Raw genomic sequence first — 17802 nt, forward strand, 5'->3', positions numbered from 1 at the left:
GTCATCGCCATTCCGCCGGGCGCCGTCCTGCGTCATACTTTATGAATGGAACAGCTGACGACCACGACACAGCCGAAAACCACCCGCATGTGGCGTAACTACGCCTGCGCCTGGCTTGCGTACATGGTGCTGCTCGCGGTCGTGCTGCGGCTCGCCGACTCCAGCCAGCACGGCTACAACTGGCGCGGCCTGATCCCGATGCTGTGGATCGTGCCGCAAGCCTTCGTGCTCGCCCTGCACTGGCCGCTCAGCGGCTGGATGGAACGCCGCCACGTCCCGTTCGCGACGCGCTGCCTGATCCACGGCGTGGGCGCGCCGACGTACGCCATCCTGTCGTACGCGCTGCCGGCGCTGATCTACGAGACGACGCAGCCGCTGTCGTTCTACGTGTGGCCCGTGCTGTATTCGATGATGGGCTATGGCGTCATCGCCACCGCGTTCCACATGATCCGCGCCAACGATGCGCGCCGCCGGCAGGAAGTCGCCGTGCAGCAGGCGCACGCGCTGCTCGTCGCGACGGAGCTGAACGCGCTGCGCAGCAAGCTCAATCCGCACTTCCTGTTCAACACGCTGCACTCGATCATCGCCCTCACCCGCAAGGACCCGAACGCCGCGGAGACCGCGCTGTTCCAGTTTTCCGACATGCTGCGCTACGTGCTGGACACGGAAAAGACGGGCAACGACCGCGTGACGCTGGACGACGAACTGCGCTTCGTGCGCGACTACCTGGAACTGGAAAGCCTGCGCCTCGGCGCGCGCCTGCACGTCGACTGGGAGCTCGACGATGCCGCCTCCGGCCACCTGCTGCCCGCGCTGTCGCTGCAGCCGCTCGTCGAGAACAGCATCAAGCACGCGTTCAACCCGCACAGCCGGCCGGGCCGCCTGCTGATCCGCACGCGCCTCGACGTGCACACGGGCAGGCTCGTGCTGTCCGTCGGCGACGACGGCCCCGGCGCCGACATCGGCCGCGTGCGCGCGTCGAACGGCCTGGGCCTGCGCACCGTCGAGCGCCGCCTGCAACTGGAATACGGCACCGAGGAGGGACTCGCCATCGACACGGCGCCGGGCGCCGGCTTCGTCGTCACGATGGCCATTCCCCTCGCCGCCAACGACAAGGAATTCACATGAATGCCCGGACCGTGTTCATCGCGGAAGACGAACCGCTCGCGCGCGACGTCCTGCGCGACTTCATCTACGCCCACGCCGGCCTGCGCCTCGTGGGCGAAGCGGCGGACGGCGCCAGCGCGCTCGCGCAGATCGACCGCATCCGCCCCGACATCGTCTTCATGGACATCCAGATGCCCGAGATGACGGGCCTGGACGTGCTGCGCCGCCTGACCGTCGTGCCGGACATCGTGTTCACGACCGCGTACGACCAGTACGCCGTCACCGCATTCGAACTGAACGCCGTCGACTACCTGCTGAAACCTTTTACGCGCGCCCGCTTCGACGCGGCCGTCGCGCGCCTGCTGGAGACGCCGGGATCGTCCGTCCCCGCGCCCGACGTCATCGGCGGCGCGCTCACGCTGGCGGTCGATCGTGTGCCGAGCCGTATCGAACGCATCCTCGTGCGCGACCGCGGCCGCATCTTTCCCTTGTCCGTGAACGAGATCGCCTACCTGAAGGCGGATGCGAAATACACGGCGATCGCCGCGCGCGGCCACACCTTCCTCGTGCGCATCGGGATCTCGGAACTGGAAGCCCAACTGGACCCGGGCCGCTTCATCCGCATCCACCGCTCGGCGCTCGTGAACCTCGACTTCGTGGACTCCATGCGCGCGGACGACCAGTCGCAGCTCGAGATCACGATGCGCGACGGGGCCGTGCTCACGGCGAGCCGGGAAGCGTCGAAGGTGCTCAGGGAGATGGCGATTTAATCAGACGCGCAATCAACCAACGTCGTCCCCGCGCAGGCGGGGATCCAGGTATTGAGCGCAGTGGCATGCAACGAACCTGGACCCCGGCCTTCGCTGGGGCGACGGTCTTGGGTATACGGGTCAGATTTGAATCCACGTCGTCTTCAGTTCCGTGTACTTGTCGAACGCGTGCAACGACTTGTCGCGCCCGTTGCCCGACTGCTTGTAGCCGCCGAACGGCACCGTGATGTCGTCGTTGTCGTACTGGTTCACGTGCACGGTGCCCGCGCGCAGCTTGCGTGACGTGCGGATCGCGCGGCTCATGTCGGCCGTCCACACGGCGGCCGCCAGCCCGTACGGCGTCGCGTTGGCCTGGCGCACCGCCTCGTCGAGGTCCGTGAACGACAGCACGGACAGCACGGGCCCGAAGATTTCCTCGCGCGCGATGCGCATCGTGGACTCCACGCCGTCGAACAGCGTCGGTTCGATATACAAACCTCCGGTCTCCGCGCGTGCCGCATGGCCGCCCGCGAGCAGGCGCGCGCCGGCCGCCTTGCCGTCGTCGATGAAGCCGAGCACCGTCTTCATCTGGATCGCATCGACGATGGCGCCCATCACGGTCGATTCGTCGAGCGGGTCGCCCGGCGCGTACTGCGGGATCAAGGCGAGGGCCTTGTCGAGGAACGCTTCCCGGATCGATTCCTCCACGAACAGCCGCGACGGCGCGTTGCAGCTTTCTCCCTGGTTGAAATAGATGGAGCCGATGGCGCCCGCGACAGCCGCGTCGAGGTCGGGACAGTCCGCGCACACGATGTTGGCGGACTTGCCGCCCAGTTCCGTCCACGCGCGTTTCAGGTTCGACTGCCCCGCCATCTGCAGGATCTGCTTGCCCACGCGCGTGGAACCGGTAAAACCGATGCAGTCGACGTCCATGTGCAGCGCGAGCGCGCGGCCGGCTTCGTCGCCATAGCCGGGCAGCACGTTGAACACGCCTTCCGGCACGCCGGCCTCCAGCGCCAGCTCGGCCAGCCGCAAGGAACTCAGGGGCGCCTTTTCCGACGGCTTCAGCACGACGCTGTTGCCGGCCGCGAGGGCCGGCCCGATCTTCCACGCAGCCATCAGCATCGGATAATTCCACGGGATGATCGCCGCGACGACGCCGATCGGTTCGCGCGTGATGAGGGCCAGGCTGTCCTGCGGGCTCGGCGCGACCTGGTCGTAGATCTTGTCGATCGCTTCGCCATACCAGCGGATGCAGTTTTGCGCGAGCCGCACGTCCACGCTCTTGCTGTAGCGGATGGGCTTGCCCATGTCGAGGGTTTCCAGCAGGGCCAGCTCGTCTTCGTGCGCGAGCATCAGGTCGGCGAAGCGGATCAGGGTGCGCTTGCGCTCGGCCGGGGGCTTGCGGGCCCAGCGGCCATCCTCGAACGCGGCGCGGGCGCTGGCGACCGCGGCGTCGACGTCGGCGGCGTCGCAGCGGGCGACCTCGCCCAGGATGCGGCCGTCGATGGGAGAAATATTGTCGAAACGGGCGCCGGATGCGGCGTCGACACGCCGGCCTTCGATGACGGCGCGGCCGTCGATGTGCACCGTTCTGGATCGTTCATGCCAGCTTGGCGTGGTCATATTGTCTCCGTGCAGATGTCATCCTGTTGTCAGGCCGATACTAGCAAACAAAATCGATCCAAACGCCGATTTCTGCCGCTATAATCCGAAATTTTTCCCACCCGCATTTTCTATTGCGAGCCCGGAGCACACCGATATGAACACCATCCTGATTACGTCCGTCGTGCTCTACCTGCTCGGCACGCTCGGCCTGGGCGTCTGGGCCGGCACGCGGATCAAGAACACGTCCGACTTCGCCGTCGCGGGCCGCAGCCTGCCGCTGATCATGGTGATCACGACGACGTTCGCCACCTGGTTCGGCGCCGAAACCGTGATGGGCATCCCGGCGAAATTCGTGCAGGGCGGCCTGGGCGCGCTCGTGGAAGACCCGTTCGGCGCCGGCACCTGCCTGATCCTCGTCGGCCTGTTCTTCGCCGCCCGCCTTTATAAACTGAACCTGCTGACCATCGGCGACTACTACCGCGCCCGCTACGGCAAGGGTATCGAAGTCTTTTGCTCGGCCGCCATCATCCTGTCTTACCTCGGCTGGGTCGCGGCGCAGATCACCGCGCTGGGCCTCGTGTTTTCCGTGCTGACGGGCGGCGCGATGTCGGAGACGGCCGGCATGATCGTCGGCACGCTCGCCGTGCTGATCTACGTCGTCATCGGCGGCTTCCTGGCCGTCGCGATTACCGACTTCATCCAGATGATCGTGCTCGTGGTCGGCCTGTCCATCATCGCTGTGTTCTCGGCGAAACTGGCCGGCGGCACCGGTGCCGTCATCGACATGGCCAACAACGCGAACCTGTGGCACTTCCTGCCGGAAGCGAAGTTCACCGACATCGCCTTCTTCGTCGGCTCGGCCGTGACGATGATGCTGGGCTCGATTCCGCAGCAGGACGTGTACCAGCGCGTGATGTCCGCCAAGAACGCCCCGACCGCGCGCGCCGGCGCCGTGATCGGCGGCGCCAGCTACATCATCTTCGCGTTCGTGCCGATGTTCGTCGTCGCGTGCGCCGTGATCGTGATGGGCAACGATGCGCTGGAACTGGCCAAGAGCGATTACCAGCGCGTGCTGCCCACGTTCGTGATGACGAAGATGCCGCTGATCATGCAGATCCTGTTCTTCGGCGCCCTGCTGTCCGCGATCAAGAGCACGTCGTCCGCCACGCTGCTCGCCCCGTCGACGAGCTTCACGGAAAACATCCTCAAAAACCTGCGCCCGGGCATGAGCGACCGCCAGCAACTGCTCGCGATGCGCGTCACCATCGTCGTGTTCGCCTCGCTCGTGCTGGCCTACGCCATCGCGATGAAGGGCACGTCGATCTACGACCTCGTGTCGTCCGCGTACCAGGTGACGCTCGTCGGCGCCTTCGTGCCGCTCGTCACCGGCCTGTACTGGAAGCGCGCGACGACGCAGGGCGCGATCCTGTCGCTGGTCGCCGGCATCGCCACGTGGATCGTGTTCTTCCCGCAGATCTCGCCGCTGGGCGAAGTCTTCCCGGGCCAGCTGGCGGGCCTGCTCGCGGCGTTCGCGGGCATGTTCATCGGCTCGCTGGCGCCGCAGGTGCTCAAGAACCGGCACGAGCCGCACAAGACGGCGGTCAGCGCGTAAATAAGAAGGCCTCGATGGAAGCTCGGGGCCTTTTTGTTTTGCGGTGTCGGCGACTCAGCTTGGATCCCCGCCTTCGCGGGGATGACGTGCTATTGATAGCGCAAGAATAGTGTTGGCGCAGTTCCTGAGCTATCTTTAAGACCGTCGTTCCCGGACTCGCCGTCCGCCTTGGCGGGAACCCAAGTTAAGCAACCGAAGTCAGTCCAGCCACCCACGACCAGCGACATCCGCCAACGTCCGGTCCAGGCAAAACCGTATCCGCTCCACCATCTCATCTACCTGCGCACAGGTCATCACGAGCGGTGGCGCGACGATCATCCGGTCTCCGACGGCACGCATGATGACGCCGTTGTCGAACATGTGCTGCCGGCACACCATCCCCACCGCCAGGTCGCGCGCGAACGGTTCGCAGTCGTGCACCGTCGCAGCCTTGCGCCGCACGAGGTTCAGGCCGGCGGTCATGCCGATGCTCTCCGCGTGTCCGACGAGCGGATGCTCGGCCAGCCGCGCGAACGCGGCTTTCAGATGCGGCCCCGTCTCGCGCGCGACCTTGTCGACCAGTTTCTCGTCCTCGATGATGCGCAGGTTTTCCAGTGCCGCCGCGCAGGCGACGGGGTGGCCGGAATAGGTGAAACCGTGGTTGAAATCGCCGCCGCGCTCGATCAGCGCGCGCGCCACGCGTTCGCCCACCAGCACCCCGCCCAGCGGCACATAGCCGGACGTGACGCCCTTCGCGAACGGGATCAGGTCGGGCCGCGTGCCCATGCGCTCGCTGCCGAACCACGTGCCCAGCCGGCCGAAGCCGCAGATGACCTCGTCCGAAATGAGCAGGATGCCGTACTTGTCGCAGATGCGCTGGATCTGCGGCCAGTACGTCTGCGGCGGGATGATGACGCCGCCCGCGCCCTGTACCGGTTCGCCGATGAATGCGGCGACCTTGTCCGGCCCCATTTCGAGTATCTTCTGTTCGAGCCAGCCCGCGGCCAGCAGCCCGAATTCCGATTCCGAAAGGCCGCGGCCGTGCTCGCCGAAATGCGGTTGCTCGATGTGGTGAATGTGCGGGATCGGCAGCGCGCCCTGGGCATGCATCGCGGCCATGCCGCCCAGCGATGCCCCGGCAATCGTGCTGCCGTGGTAGGCGTTGCGCCGGCTGATGACGATCTGCCGCTCCGGCTGCCCCATCAGCTGCCAATAGCGCCACACCATGCGCAGCGCGGTGTCGTTCGCCTCGGAACCGGAGCTCGTGAAGAACACGTGCTCGAAACCGGGCGGTGCCAGGCTCGCCAGCTTTTCCGCCAGCTTCACGGCCGGCACGTTCGTCGTGTTGAAGAAGCTGTTGTAGAACGGTAAAACATCCATCTGCCGTGCGACGACTTGCGTGATGGATGTGCGGCCATAGCCCACGTTCACGCACCACAGGCCGGACATGCCGTCGATGGTTTTATTGCCGTCCGAATCCCACAGGTAGATGCCCTCCCCGCGCACCATCACGCGCGCGCCCTTCGCGCTCAGGGCGCCGTGGTCGGTGAATGGGTGCAGGAAGTGGGCGCTGTCGAGCTGTTGCAATGTCCGGGTGTCATGGTCCTCACGGACCGGCGCGCGCGGGCCTGCCTCGAATGCCATGGTGTCGAAAGTCATGATGATCTCCTTGTCGTCGTCGTCGCATGGTCATACGTGCAAAAGAAGGTGCTCTCGTTCCCACGGGCTAATTACCGTCATAAATTCCTGGTGCTCCAGTTCCTTGACCGCGGAATAGACGTCGACGAAGCGCTCGCCGAGGATGTCGCGCAGGCGGTCCTCGCCGCGCAGCAGGGTCAGCGCTTCGGACAGGCCTTGCGGCAGCTCGACCTTCATCTTGTAGGCGCTGCCTTCGACCATCGGCGTCGGTTCCAGCTGTTCCTGGATGCCGAGGTAGCCGCAAGCCAGGGTAACGGCGAGGGCGAGGTAGGGATTGGCGTCGGCGCCGATCACGCGGTTTTCCACGCGCCGGTCCTGCGAGCCGGACACGGGTACGCGGAAGCCCACGGTGCGGTTGTCCACGCCCCATTGCAGGTTGATCGGGGCGGCCGTGTGGCGCACGATGCGGCGGTACGAGTTCACGTACGGCGCGACGATCGCCATCGCGGACGGCATGTATTTCTGCAAGCCGCCGATGTAGTGGCGGAACAGGTCGGACGGCGATCCATCCACATTGCTGAAGATGTTGCGGCCGGATTCCGCGTCGACGACGCTCTGGTGCACGTGCATCGCCGAGCCGGGCTCGCCAGCCATCGGCTTGGCCATGAAGGTGGCGTACATATCGTGTTTCAGCGCCGCTTCGCGCAGGGTGCGCTTGAAGTAGAAGACCTTGTCGGCGAGGCCCAGCGGTTCGCCGTGCTGGAAATTGATTTCCATTTGGCCGGCGCCGATTTCGTGGATGAGGGTGTCGACGTCGAGGCCCATCATGTCACAGTAATCGTAGATGTCCTCGAACAGCGGGTCGAATTCGTTGACGGCGTCGATGCTGTAGACCTGGCGGCTCGTCTCGGAGCGCCCGCTGCGGCCGATCGGGGCGGCCAGCGGCAGGTCGGGGTCGATGTTTTTCGCCGTCAGATAAAACTCCAGTTCGGGCGCGACGAGCGGCTTCCACCCCTTTTTCTCGTACAGCTTCAGCACGCGACGCAGCACGCTGCGCGGCGCGAAATCGACCAGCTTGCCGTCGGAGAAATAGCAGTCGTGGATCACCTGCGCCGTCGGGTCGACGGCCCACGGCACCATCGTGATCGTGCCCGGGTCGGCCTTCAGGATCATGTCGCGGTCGGTGGTCGAGATCGCGCGGTCGAAGGCATCGTCGTCGGACGGTGAATTGCCCGTCACGGTCATGCCCAGCACGATTTCCGGCAGGCGCATGCCGCGGTCCTCGGTGAATTTCACGCGCGGGAGGATTTTTCCACGCGCGACGCCCGTCAGGTCGGGCACCAGGCATTCGATTTCGGTGACTCGTTTGCCGTTGAGCCACTCGTCCATGTCGTTGTATGAAAAATTGTCGCGGATAGCCATGATGTTCTCTCTGTCCGTTAATGGATTGCACGCAAGCGCAAACGCGCCGCCCGCAGGCTGCGTGGGATCGAGCAGGGATCAGGGAAGCTATGGGACGGGCGTGACCGCCCATTTCGCATCGGGGGTCATGACGGTGTCCGTTTCGTTGATCTGTAGGCGCGGCAGGCGGCGCCGAATGCGCCGAACATCTTCATCGAATGGGGATTGTGGACGATGCGCCATTCCGGGTGCCATTGCACGGCCAGCGTGAAGCCGGGCGCGTCCTTCACCGAGAAGGCTTCCACGAGCCCATCTTCCGCCGTCGCTTCGACGACGAGGCCCTTCGCCAGTTCGTTCACGCCCTGGCCATGCAGCGAATTCACGGGAATTTCCGGCAAACCGATGATCTGGTGCAGCATGCCGCCTTCCACGAGCTTGATCTTGTGGGCATCGCCGTACTGCTCGTCCATGCCCAGCTCCGGATTCTCGCGGTGGTCGAAGTGCCCTGGCACCGCCTGCACGGCCTGAAACAGGCTGCCGCCCAGCGCCACGTTCATTTCCTGGAAACCACGGCAGATTGCGATGATCGGGATGCCGCGTTTCACGGCCGCGCGGATCAGCGGCAACGTGGTCTGGTCGCGTGCCGGGTCTTGCGGCAGCGACGGGTCGAGCACTTCTTCGGAGTAATAGCTTGGATGAACGTTCGACGCCGAGCCCGTCAGCATGATCCCGTCGCACAGCGCGAGCATCGTCTCCAGGTCGAGCGCTTCCCCCAGCGACGGCAGGATCAGCGGGGCGCAGTCGGCACCGAGGACGACGGCGTCGACATACTTGTGCTGGGCCGCGTGGTAAGGGTGTTCACCGAAATCGCGGGTGCAAGCGGGGACGAAAACGATCGGGCGCATGGTCTCTACCTTGTAGTGAGCGCACAGGAACCATCATACGTACAAAGTGGTCCGAATGCGAGTGGCCGTTGTTTCAGATCAAGGAAACCGCGTTCCCAATGCAAACGCTCCCTGGGATCTGCTAGTCGAGCGGGTTCGCTGTTGTAACCCGTAGCAAAAGCTTAACGTCAACTGAAGAACGATGCCAACACAAACGGGGCCTTGGTCAGCATCGTGCTATGGTGTTCCCGCCCGAACGACATGACAACGAGGAACCCATGCTGAACCTCAATGACGCTTCCCTGCTGCGCCAGCAGGCCTGGATCGACGGCGCCTGGTGCGACGCCGACGACGGCAAGACCGTCCCCGTGATCAACCCCGCCACCGGAGAAACGCTCGGCACCGTGCCACACATGGGCGCACAGGAAACCCGGCGCGCCATCGACGCGGCACAGGCGGCCTGGCCCGCGTGGCGCAGGAAGACGGCGCGCGAACGGGCCCTCATCCTGCGCAAATGGAACGACCTGATGCTGGACAACGCGGACGACCTGGCCGCCATCATGACGGCCGAACAGGGCAAGCCGCTGGCCGAATCGAAGGGAGAAATCGCGTACGCCGCCTCGTTCCTGGAATGGTTCGGCGAACAGGGCAAGCGCATCGAGGGCGACGTGCTGGAATCGCCCGCGCGCGACCGCCGGATCGTCGTCACGAAGGAACCGATCGGTGTGTGCGCCGCGATCACGCCGTGGAATTTTCCGGCCGCGATGATCACCCGCAAGGTCGGCCCGGCGCTCGCGGCGGGCTGTCCCATCGTGCTGAAACCGGCGGAGCTGACGCCCTATTCCGCCCTCGCGCTGGCCGTGCTGGCGGAGCGCGCCGGCGTGCCGAAGGGCGTGTTTTCGATCGTGATCGGCGACTCCAAGGCGATCGGCGCGGAGATGTGCGCGAACCCCATCGTGCGCAAGCTCAGTTTCACGGGTTCCACGCAGGTCGGCCGATTGCTGATGGAACAATGCGCGCCGACGGTCAAGAAATTGTCGCTGGAACTGGGCGGCAACGCCTCGTTCATCGTGTTCGACGACGCCGACCTCGATGCCGCCGTCGAAGGCGCGATGGCCTCGAAATACCGCAACATGGGGCAGACCTGCGTGTGCGCGAACCGCATCTACGTGCAGGATGGCGTCTATGAGGCGTTCGCCGCAAAGCTGACGGCCGCCGTCGCGAAGCTGAAGGTCGGCAACGGCATGGAGCCGGGCGTGAACCAGGGACCGCTGATCGAAGAAAAAGCCGTCGAGAAGGTCGAGCACCACATCGCCGATGCGCTCGGCAAGGGCGCCCGTCTGCTGCTGGGCGGCAAGCGCCACCCGCTGGGACTGACCTTCTTCGAGCCGACGGTGTTGGCCGACGTCACGCCGCAGATGCTGATTTCGGACGAGGAAACCTTCGGCCCCGTGGCGCCGCTTTTCCGTTTCAAGACCGACGAGGAAGCGATCGCGCTGGCCAACGCGACGGAGTACGGGCTCGCGTCGTACTTCTACGCCCGTGACATCGGCCGCGTGTGGCGCGTGGCCGAGCAGATCGAGTCCGGCATGGTCGGCGTGAACACGGGCCTGATCTCCAATGAAGTCGCACCGTTTGGCGGGGTCAAGCAATCCGGGCTGGGGCGCGAAGGGTCGAAATACGGCATGGATGACTATCTCGTCATCAAGTACATCTGCCTGGGAGGGATGTGATGGCCGAGGACCCGTTTCATCGGGTGCGCGACGCGCCGCTGTTCATCGTGCCGCGCACGCTGAACGCCCTGCGGACATTCCGCAACGGGCCCGGGTTGGACGCCGACCTCGCGCGCGTGGCGGACGGGCTGATCGCCGGGGTCGCGACGCATCCGACGAAGTTCTGGGTGCTGAAGCAGTTTCAGCCAGTGCTGGAGGATGCCCGGGATGCGCCCGCGGCGACGCGCGAACGCGTCGCCGCGGGGCTCAGGCAATTCATGGATATTCTCGGGATCGAGGATTCCGACGGACTGCCGGCGTTTTACCTGGGTTTGTACTCGTAATACTTGCGCGCGTCACCGCGCACCTGATCCGCGGGATACTTGGCGCGGTTGAGCACCATCTTTTCCTGCACCGCGGCGAGCAGGTCGACGTCGAGCTTGTCCGCCAGGCGCACGAGATAAACGAGCACGTCGGCCATCTCGTGGCGCACTTCCACGAGCTTGTCTGCGCCGAGTTCGTCCGCACGGCCGTGCTGCAGCCACTGGAAGTGTTCCAGCAGCTCGGCCGCCTCCACCGTCAGCGCGGACGCGAGGTTTTTCGGCGTGTGGAACTGGTCCCAGTCACGCTCCTCGACGAACTGGCGCACGATGGCGCGCAGTTGGTCGAGTTCGCCGCCGGGCTGCATCAGGGCACCTCGAAAAACCGTAGCGAGCGGCAGCAATGCTGTTCGAGAAGCGCAGCTGTACGAGTCGTACAGCGAGCATCGCAGAACGGCGGTGCAACGCGCAGCAGGTGTTTCGACGTGCCCGTCACTTGAGGTAGCCCTGCAGGATCTTGTCCAGCTTCGGCTGGATCTCGTCGTAGCTGCGGACGGTGCAGCCGAGGTCGCGCAGCAGGCCGTCGTGCACGCCGTAGACCCAGCTGTGGATGGTGATGTCCTGGCCCCGCTCCCACGCGTCGCGCACGACCGTGGTCTGGGCGATGTTGATGACCTGCTCGGCCACGTTCAGTTCCACGAGGCGGTTGGTGGCGGCCGTACCGGCGACGTTGCCCAGGTATTTGCCGTGCTTGTCGCGCACGTCGCGCACGTGGCCGAGCCAGTTGTCGGCCAGGCCGACACGGGTGTTGTTCAGCGCCGCGCCCACGCCCGAGCAGCCGTAGTGGCCGCACAGGATGATGTGCTTGACCTTCAGCACATCGACGGCGAACTGCAGCACCGTCAGGCAGTTCAGGTCGGAGTGGGAGACGACGTTGGCGATGTTGCGGTGGACGAACAGTTCGCCCGGCGCCATGCCGACGAGTTCATTCGCGGGCACGCGGCTGTCGGAGCAGCCGATCCACAGATATTCTGGATTTTGTTGGGAGGCCAGGTCCTTGAAGAAATTGGGATCCTCCTGGATCATCGACGCCGCCCATTGACGGTTGCGTTCGAAGAGGTCTGCGGCGGTGAGGCCGGTGGGGGTCTTTGCCATGGCGTTTTCCTATTCAGCAGAACCGTCACCCCCGCGCAGGCGGGGGTCCATGCTGAGGCTCCGCGAGTTGCACAACCTTACGGTAGCAACTTGGGAGTCGCGGCATGGATTCCCGCGTGCGCGGGCATGACGATGTTATCTAATCGACCATATTCTGGTCAAAAAAAACCGCCGGGGCTCGCGCACCCGGCGGTCCATCCGACATCTTACTCGAAGAAGTCCTTTACCTTGTCCATCCAGCCCTTGCTCTGCGGGCTGTGCTTCGCGCCACCCTCGACCGTCAGACGATCGAATTCACGCAGCAGGTCCTTCTGCTTCTCGGTGAGCTTGACGGGCGTCTCGACCACGACGTGACAGAACAGGTCGCCGGAGTAACCCGAGCGCACGCCCTTGATGCCCTTGCCCTTGAGGCGGAAGGTCTTTCCGGTCTGGGTGCCTTCGGGGATCGTGAACGAGACCTTGCCGCCCAGCGTGGGCACCTCGATCTCGCCGCCCAGTGCAGCCTTGCTGAACGAGATCGGCATTTCGCAATGCAGGTCGTCGCCTTCGCGCTGGAACACGGTATGCGGCTTGATGTGGATCTCGACATACAAGTCGCCCGGCGGCCCGCCGTTCGTACCCGGCTCGCCGTTGCCGGTCGAGCGGATGCGCATGCCGCTGTCAATACCCGCCGGGATCTTCACTTCCAGCGTCTTGTTGCGCTTGATGCGTCCGGCGCCGCCGCAGGATGCGCACGGTTCCGGGATGATCTTGCCGCTGCCGTGGCACTTCGGGCAGGTCTGCTGGATCGAGAAGAAGCCCTGCTGCATGCGCACCTGGCCGTGGCCGTGGCAGGTCGTGCAGGTGACGGGCGACGTACCCGGTTTGGCGCCGCTGCCGTGGCAGGTGTCGCACTTGTCCCAGCTCGGCACGCGGATCGTCGTGTCGAAGCCGGCGGCTGCCTGTTCCAGCGAAATTTCCAGGTTGTAGCGCAGGTCGGCGCCGCGGTACACCTGCGGGCCCGAGCTGCGGCCGCGGCCGCCGCCGAAGATGTCGCCGAAGATGTCGCCGAACGCATCGCCGAAGCCGCCGGCACCGAAGCCGCCGCCCATGCCGCCGTTCGGATCGACGCCAGCGTGACCATAGCGGTCATAAGCCTCGCGCTTTTCCGGATTGGTCAGCATCTCGTAGGCTTCCTTGACCTCCTTGAACTTCTCTTCCGCTTCCTTGTTGTCGGGATTGCGGTCCGGATGGTACTTCATCGCAAGCTTGCGATAGGCCTTCTTGATCTCGTCTTCCGAAGCGGTCTTCGCGACGCCGAGGATCTCGTAAAAATCACGCTTTGCCATTTGTCGGCACCTTGCTGTCTATCTACAAAAGAACTGTGGCGGACCAGGCAGACACCTGCGAACGCACAGCCCAAAAGGATACGAGTATACAGTGAGCATGTCGGGCTTGCGCGACTCGGCCGTAAAAACAACGGCCGAATCGCTCCCGCTGATGTTGGACACACCACAAAAAAACGAGCCGGGCACCATGAGGTCGCTTCGGCTCGGGGTTGCGGCGGCGGGGCGGGCCTTGCATCAGGTCCGCCCCGCCAGGACGTCCTTACTTGGCGTCCTTGACTTCCTTGAAGTCGGCGTCGACGACGTCGTCTTCCTGCTTGGCCGACTCGGCACCCGGCTGCTGGCCGCCAGCCTGTGCGCCCGCGGCGCCCTGCTGGGCCTGCATGTCGGCGTACATCTTCTCGCCCAGCTTCTGCGCGGCGGTCGACAGCGCAGCCACCTTGGCGTCGATCTCGGCCTTGTCGCCCGACTTGATCGAACCTTCCAGGTCGGTGATCGCGGCTTCGATCTTTTCCTTCTCGCCGGCGTCCAGCTTGTCGCCGTACTCGGTCAGGGACTTGCGGGTCGAGTGCACCAGCGCATCGGCCTGGTTGCGCGACTCGGCCAGTTCCTTGACCTTCTTGTCTTCTTCCGCGTTCAGCTCGGCGTCCTTCACCATTTTCTGGATCTCGTCTTCCGACAGACCCGAGTTGGCCTTGATGGTGATCTTGTTTTCTTTACCCGTGGCCTTGTCCTTCGCGCCCACGTGCAGGATGCCGTTGGCGTCGATGTCGAAGGTCACTTCGATCTGCGGCGTGCCGCGCGGTGCCGGCGGGATGCCTTCCAGGTTGAACTCGCCCAGGCCCTTGTTGCCGGCGGCGATCTCGCGTTCACCTTGATAAACCTTGATGGTCACGGCCGGCTGGTTGTCGTCGGCGGTCGAGAACACCTGCGAGAACTTGGTCGGGATCGTGGTGTTCTTCTGGATCATCTTGGTCATCACGCCGCCCAGGGTTTCGATACCCAGCGACAGCGGGGTCACGTCCAGCAGCAGCAGGTCTTTGCGGTCGCCGGCCAGCACGGAGCCCTGGATGGCGGCGCCGACAGCGACGGCCTCGTCCGGGTTCACGTCCTTGCGCGGATCCTTGCCGAAGAACTCCTTGACCTTTTCCTGCACCTTCGGCATACGGGTCATGCCGCCGACCAGGATGATGTCGTCGATGTCCGAGACCTTCACGCCCGCATCCTTGATCGCGACGCGGCACGGTTCGATGGTCTTGGCGATCAGTTCCTCGACCAGCGCTTCCAGCTTGGCGCGGGTGATCTTGAGGTTCAGGTGGACCGGCGCGCCGTTCGCCATCGCGATGTACGGCTCGTTGATCTCGGTCTGCTGCGACGACGACAGTTCGATCTTCGCGCGCTCGGCCGAAGCCTTGATGCGCTGCAGGGCGATCGGATCCTTCGACAGGTCGAGGCCGTTGATCTTCTTGAACTCGTCGATGATGTAATCGATGATGCGCTGGTCGAAGTCTTCGCCGCCCAGGAACGTGTCGCCGTTGGTCGACAGCACTTCGAACTGCTTCTCGCCATCCACGTCGGCGATCTCGATGATCGACACGTCGAACGTACCGCCGCCGAGGTCATACACGGCGATCTTGCGGTCGCCCTTGTCGGTCTTGTCCAGGCCGAATGCCAGCGCGGCCGCGGTCGGCTCGTTGATGATGCGCTTGACGTCCAGTCCCGCGATGCGGCCGGCGTCCTTGGTCGCCTGGCGCTGCGAGTCGTTGAAGTACGCCGGGACCGTGATGACGGCTTCCGTCACTTCTTCGCCGAGGTAGTCTTCGGCGGTCTTCTTCATCTTGCGCAGCACTTCGGCCGAGATCTGCGGCGGCGCCAGTTTCTTGTCGCGCACACCGACCCACGCGTCGCCGTTGTCGGCCTTCGTGATCGTGTACGGCATCAGGCTGATGTCCTTCTGGACTTCCTTCTCGTCGAATTTACGGCCGATCAGGCGCTTGACCGCGAACAGGGTGTTCTTCGGGTTGGTGACGGCCTGGCGTTTCGCCGGCGCGCCGACCAGGATCTCGCCATCTTCCTGATAAGCGATGATCGAAGGCGTAGTACGGGCGCCTTCCGCGTTTTCGATGACCTTGGGCTGACCATTTTCCATGATCGCCACGCAGGAGTTGGTGGTGCCCAGGTCGATACCGATGATTCTGCCCATAATATTTTCCTTTTTAGTACTCAGTTTTCAGATGTGTCGAATATTGGGAAATGTCGCTAAGTTTCAAGAGGTTATTCACCTCTGTCGCGACATTATTTCGGTGCGGCGGCGGTCACGATGGCCGGGCGCAGCAGGCGGTCGGCGATCATGTAACCCTTCTGCAGGACGGCCACCACGGTGTTCGCTTCCTGGTCGGACGGCACCACGGCCACGGCCTGGTGCTTGTTCGGGTCGAGCTTGTCGCCCGGCTGCGGCATCACTTCGACCAGGCGGTTCTTTTCGAACGCGGCGGTGAGCTGCTTCAGGGTCATCTCGACGCCTTCCTTGATCGATTCGACCGTCGGCGCTTCGACTTTCAGCGCCATCTCGAGGCTGTCGCGCACGGGCACCATGGCCTCCGCGAAGCTTTCGATGGCGAACTTGTGGGCCTTGCTCACATCTTCCTGGGCACGGCGGCGGATATTGTCCGCCTCGGCCTTGGCACGCATGAAGGCATCGTGCATCTCGGCCAGCTTGGCCTCGGTGGCGCTCAGCTGTTCTTCGAGGCCGGGCTCGTTGGCCGGTGCGGCCTGCGCTGCCGCGGCTGCAGCCGCATCGGCGGCTTCCGACTGATTGCTCACCTCTTGGTTTTCTTGGTCTTGCATCGAAAAAACTCCTGAAATCAAGGACTTGGCTGATTGGTTGGACGACTGTTGCAGTCACACAGCGCCGCATATTGGGCATTCGCCTACATTTTCAAGGGGAATTGAAGAAACAATATGCAGACGTGCGTATTCTTTTGTTACAAGATTTACTTGCTCGTAGTCACCATCGACAGCTAGCCGTTCTACTATCGTGTCGTCAAGACATCCACCGACCCGATGGGAAAGAACATGAAACTGCATCTGATCAGCGGCGCCGTGCTCATCTACACCCTGCTTGCGCTGGCTGCGATCTGCCTGGCGGAGCTCGGGTCGGCGCCGCAAAACGTGGCATTCTAGCATCTCGCCGTCGGGCGACGGCGCTTATGCCCCTAGTTTCACCGCGTGCTCGCGCGCGATGTCCGCATCCTTGCGCTGCGCCTCGCGTTGCGCGGGCGTGAGCATCGTCGGCCAGCCGATCAGGTGCTGCTCGGCGATCTCGGCCATGCCGACGATCCAGGCCGGGTTATCGTTCAGGCAGGGAATGTAGCGATATTCCTGGCCGCCGTTCGATTCGAAGTCGTGACGGACTTCCATGTTGATCTCTTCCAGCGTCTCCAGGCAGTCGCTCGTAAAACCGGGGCACAGGACGTCGATCCGCTTGACGCCGTCCCGCGCCAGCTGCTGCACGGTCGGCGCCGTGTAGGGCTGCAGCCACTCGGCCTTGCCGAAGCGCGACTGGAACGTCACCATGTACTGGTCCGGCGCCAGGCGCAGGCGCGCCGCCAGCAGGCGCGCCGTCCGGTGGCATTCGCAGTGGTACGGGTCGCCCAGCAGCAGCGTGCGCTTGGGCACGCCGTGGAAACTCATCACCAGCTTCTCGCCGCGGCCGTGCGTCTCCCAGTACGTCTCCACGGACGCGGCCAGCGCATCGATATAGCCCTCGTGGTCGTGGTAGTGCTTCACGAGGCGCAGTTCGGGGATGTTGCGCACCTTCTTGTAGTGGTCGAAGACGGCGTCCCAGATCGACGCGGTCGTCGTGCCGGAGTATTGCGGGTACGCGGGCAGCACGACGATGCGCTCGACGCCGCGTGCTTTCAGTTCGTCCAGCACGTCCGGCAGCGCGGGCGAGCCGTAGCGCATCGCCATCGCCACCTCGACGTCGTGGTGGCCGCGCTGTTCGAGCAGCGCCTGGAGCTTGTTCGCCTGCCGCTCCGTGTACACCTTCAGCGGCGAGCCTTCGCGGCTCCAGATCGTCGCGTATTTTTTCGCCGACTGCCCCGAGCGGAACGGCAGGATCGCCAGGTGCAGGATCAAATTCCACACGGCGCGCGGGATTTCCACGACGCGCGGGTCGGACAGGAACTGCTTCAGGTAGCGCCGCACCGCGGGCCGCGTCGGCGCGTCGGGCGTGCCGAGGTTGACGAGGACGATGGCACTTTTCGCGATGGTACCGTGCCGGTACACCGGTTCTTTATTGAAGGGCATG

The 17802-nt window shown here is 64.3% G+C and carries 15 protein-coding genes; 5 read left to right on the forward strand and 10 right to left on the reverse strand.

Going from position 1 to position 17802, the window contains the following annotated elements; translation table 11 throughout:
- The first annotated feature begins 45 nt into the window (after positions 1–45).
- A complete protein-coding gene (locus QPK29_RS21595) occupies positions 46–1128 on the forward strand; it encodes a sensor histidine kinase (RefSeq protein WP_400189829.1) in 1083 nt (360 codons plus the stop codon).
- A complete protein-coding gene (locus tag QPK29_RS21600) occupies positions 1125–1877 on the forward strand; it encodes a LytR/AlgR family response regulator transcription factor (protein WP_056124117.1) in 753 nt (250 codons plus the stop codon). Before QPK29_RS21595 ends, QPK29_RS21600 begins: the two co-directional genes overlap by 4 nt.
- A 120-nt stretch (positions 1878–1997) precedes the next feature.
- Here the strand turns inward: QPK29_RS21600 and QPK29_RS21605 are convergent, their stop codons facing one another.
- On the reverse strand, positions 1998–3482 hold the full coding sequence (locus tag QPK29_RS21605) for an aldehyde dehydrogenase (protein WP_371771287.1): 1485 nt from the start codon (positions 3480–3482) through the stop codon (positions 1998–2000).
- A 136-nt stretch (positions 3483–3618) separates the two neighbouring features.
- Between QPK29_RS21605 and QPK29_RS21610 the strand changes: the two genes are divergently transcribed.
- The gene (locus QPK29_RS21610) at positions 3619–5076 is read left to right on the forward strand and encodes a sodium:solute symporter family protein (protein ID WP_371771288.1); all 1458 of its coding nucleotides are present in this window, start codon (positions 3619–3621) and stop codon (positions 5074–5076) included.
- 198 nt (positions 5077–5274) lie between these two features.
- Here the strand turns inward: QPK29_RS21610 and QPK29_RS21615 are convergent, their stop codons facing one another.
- The 3 genes from QPK29_RS21615 to QPK29_RS21625 form a co-directional block, all read right to left on the reverse strand.
- On the reverse strand, positions 5275–6714 hold the full coding sequence (locus QPK29_RS21615; protein ID WP_371771289.1) for an aspartate aminotransferase family protein: 1440 nt from the start codon (positions 6712–6714) through the stop codon (positions 5275–5277).
- A 30-nt stretch (positions 6715–6744) separates the two neighbouring features.
- Complete coding sequence (locus QPK29_RS21620; RefSeq protein WP_056124109.1) at positions 6745–8115, reverse strand: glutamine synthetase family protein; 1371 nt, start codon at positions 8113–8115, stop codon at positions 6745–6747.
- A 125-nt stretch (positions 8116–8240) separates the two neighbouring features.
- Entirely contained in the window at positions 8241–8999 is a 759-nt protein-coding gene (locus QPK29_RS21625; RefSeq protein WP_056124106.1) for a gamma-glutamyl-gamma-aminobutyrate hydrolase family protein, read from the reverse strand.
- A 257-nt stretch (positions 9000–9256) separates the two neighbouring features.
- Between QPK29_RS21625 and QPK29_RS21630 the strand changes: the two genes are divergently transcribed.
- Together QPK29_RS21630 and QPK29_RS21635 are read left to right on the forward strand one after the other, a co-directional pair.
- Positions 9257–10711 carry an NAD-dependent succinate-semialdehyde dehydrogenase gene (locus QPK29_RS21630; RefSeq protein ID WP_056124102.1) on the forward strand — a complete coding sequence of 485 codons (1455 nt, stop codon included), beginning with the start codon at positions 9257–9259 and terminating at the stop codon, positions 10709–10711.
- Positions 10711–11034, forward strand: a complete 324-nt coding sequence (locus tag QPK29_RS21635) for a hypothetical protein (protein ID WP_056124099.1) — start codon at positions 10711–10713, stop codon at positions 11032–11034. The genes QPK29_RS21630 and QPK29_RS21635 overlap by 1 nt, the downstream gene beginning before the upstream one ends.
- Here the strand turns inward: QPK29_RS21635 and QPK29_RS21640 are convergent.
- The 6 genes from QPK29_RS21640 to hemH form a co-directional block, all read right to left on the reverse strand.
- Positions 11013–11378, reverse strand: coding sequence for a nucleotide pyrophosphohydrolase (locus QPK29_RS21640; RefSeq protein ID WP_036239243.1), 366 nt, complete (start codon positions 11376–11378; stop codon positions 11013–11015). The two genes, QPK29_RS21635 and QPK29_RS21640, sit on opposite strands and share 22 nt — an antisense overlap.
- 124 nt (positions 11379–11502) lie before the next feature.
- Positions 11503–12165: a carbonate dehydratase gene (gene can / locus QPK29_RS21645; RefSeq protein WP_056124096.1), complete on the reverse strand. Its 663-nt coding sequence runs from the start codon at positions 12163–12165 to the stop codon at positions 11503–11505.
- Positions 12166–12371: 206 nt separating this feature from the next.
- The gene (dnaJ, locus tag QPK29_RS21650; RefSeq protein WP_371771291.1) at positions 12372–13493 is read right to left on the reverse strand and encodes a molecular chaperone DnaJ; all 1122 of its coding nucleotides are present in this window, start codon (positions 13491–13493) and stop codon (positions 12372–12374) included.
- A gap of 259 nt (positions 13494–13752) precedes the next feature.
- On the reverse strand, positions 13753–15693 hold the full coding sequence (gene dnaK / locus QPK29_RS21655; RefSeq protein ID WP_056124089.1) for a molecular chaperone DnaK: 1941 nt from the start codon (positions 15691–15693) through the stop codon (positions 13753–13755).
- A gap of 92 nt (positions 15694–15785) precedes the next feature.
- A complete protein-coding gene (grpE, locus tag QPK29_RS21660) occupies positions 15786–16337 on the reverse strand; it encodes a nucleotide exchange factor GrpE (protein ID WP_371771292.1) in 552 nt (183 codons plus the stop codon).
- 360 nt (positions 16338–16697) lie between these two features.
- On the reverse strand, positions 16698–17801 hold the full coding sequence (hemH, locus tag QPK29_RS21665) for a ferrochelatase (RefSeq protein ID WP_371771293.1): 1104 nt from the start codon (positions 17799–17801) through the stop codon (positions 16698–16700).
- Position 17802: the final 1 nt, after the last annotated feature.

Source organism: Massilia orientalis (genome assembly GCF_030411975.2).
GTDB lineage: Bacteria > Pseudomonadota > Gammaproteobacteria > Burkholderiales > Burkholderiaceae_D > Telluria > Telluria orientalis.

Bases quoted from the DNA above. Each gene is read 5' to 3' on its own strand.
- QPK29_RS21610 (WP_371771288.1), top strand. From the start codon at position 3,619: ATGAACACCATCCTGATTACGTCCGTCGTGCTCTACCTGCTCGGCACG.
- QPK29_RS21600 (WP_056124117.1), top strand. From the start codon at position 1,125: ATGAATGCCCGGACCGTGTTCATCGCGGAAGACGAACCGCTCGCGCGC.
- grpE (WP_371771292.1), bottom strand. From the start codon at position 16,337: ATGCAAGACCAAGAAAACCAAGAGGTGAGCAATCAGTCGGAAGCCGCC.
- can (WP_056124096.1), bottom strand. From the start codon at position 12,165: ATGGCAAAGACCCCCACCGGCCTCACCGCCGCAGACCTCTTCGAACGC.
- QPK29_RS21625 (WP_056124106.1), bottom strand. From the start codon at position 8,999: ATGCGCCCGATCGTTTTCGTCCCCGCTTGCACCCGCGATTTCGGTGAA.
- QPK29_RS21595 (WP_400189829.1), top strand. From the start codon at position 46: ATGGAACAGCTGACGACCACGACACAGCCGAAAACCACCCGCATGTGG.
- hemH (WP_371771293.1), bottom strand. From the start codon at position 17,801: ATGCCCTTCAATAAAGAACCGGTGTACCGGCACGGTACCATCGCGAAA.
- QPK29_RS21620 (WP_056124109.1), bottom strand. From the start codon at position 8,115: ATGGCTATCCGCGACAATTTTTCATACAACGACATGGACGAGTGGCTC.
- QPK29_RS21630 (WP_056124102.1), top strand. From the start codon at position 9,257: ATGCTGAACCTCAATGACGCTTCCCTGCTGCGCCAGCAGGCCTGGATC.
- QPK29_RS21605 (WP_371771287.1), bottom strand. From the start codon at position 3,482: ATGACCACGCCAAGCTGGCATGAACGATCCAGAACGGTGCACATCGAC.
- QPK29_RS21615 (WP_371771289.1), bottom strand. From the start codon at position 6,714: ATGACTTTCGACACCATGGCATTCGAGGCAGGCCCGCGCGCGCCGGTC.
- QPK29_RS21635 (WP_056124099.1), top strand. From the start codon at position 10,711: ATGGCCGAGGACCCGTTTCATCGGGTGCGCGACGCGCCGCTGTTCATC.
- QPK29_RS21640 (WP_036239243.1), bottom strand. From the start codon at position 11,378: ATGCAGCCCGGCGGCGAACTCGACCAACTGCGCGCCATCGTGCGCCAG.
- dnaJ (WP_371771291.1), bottom strand. From the start codon at position 13,493: ATGGCAAAGCGTGATTTTTACGAGATCCTCGGCGTCGCGAAGACCGCT.
- dnaK (WP_056124089.1), bottom strand. From the start codon at position 15,693: ATGGGCAGAATCATCGGTATCGACCTGGGCACCACCAACTCCTGCGTG.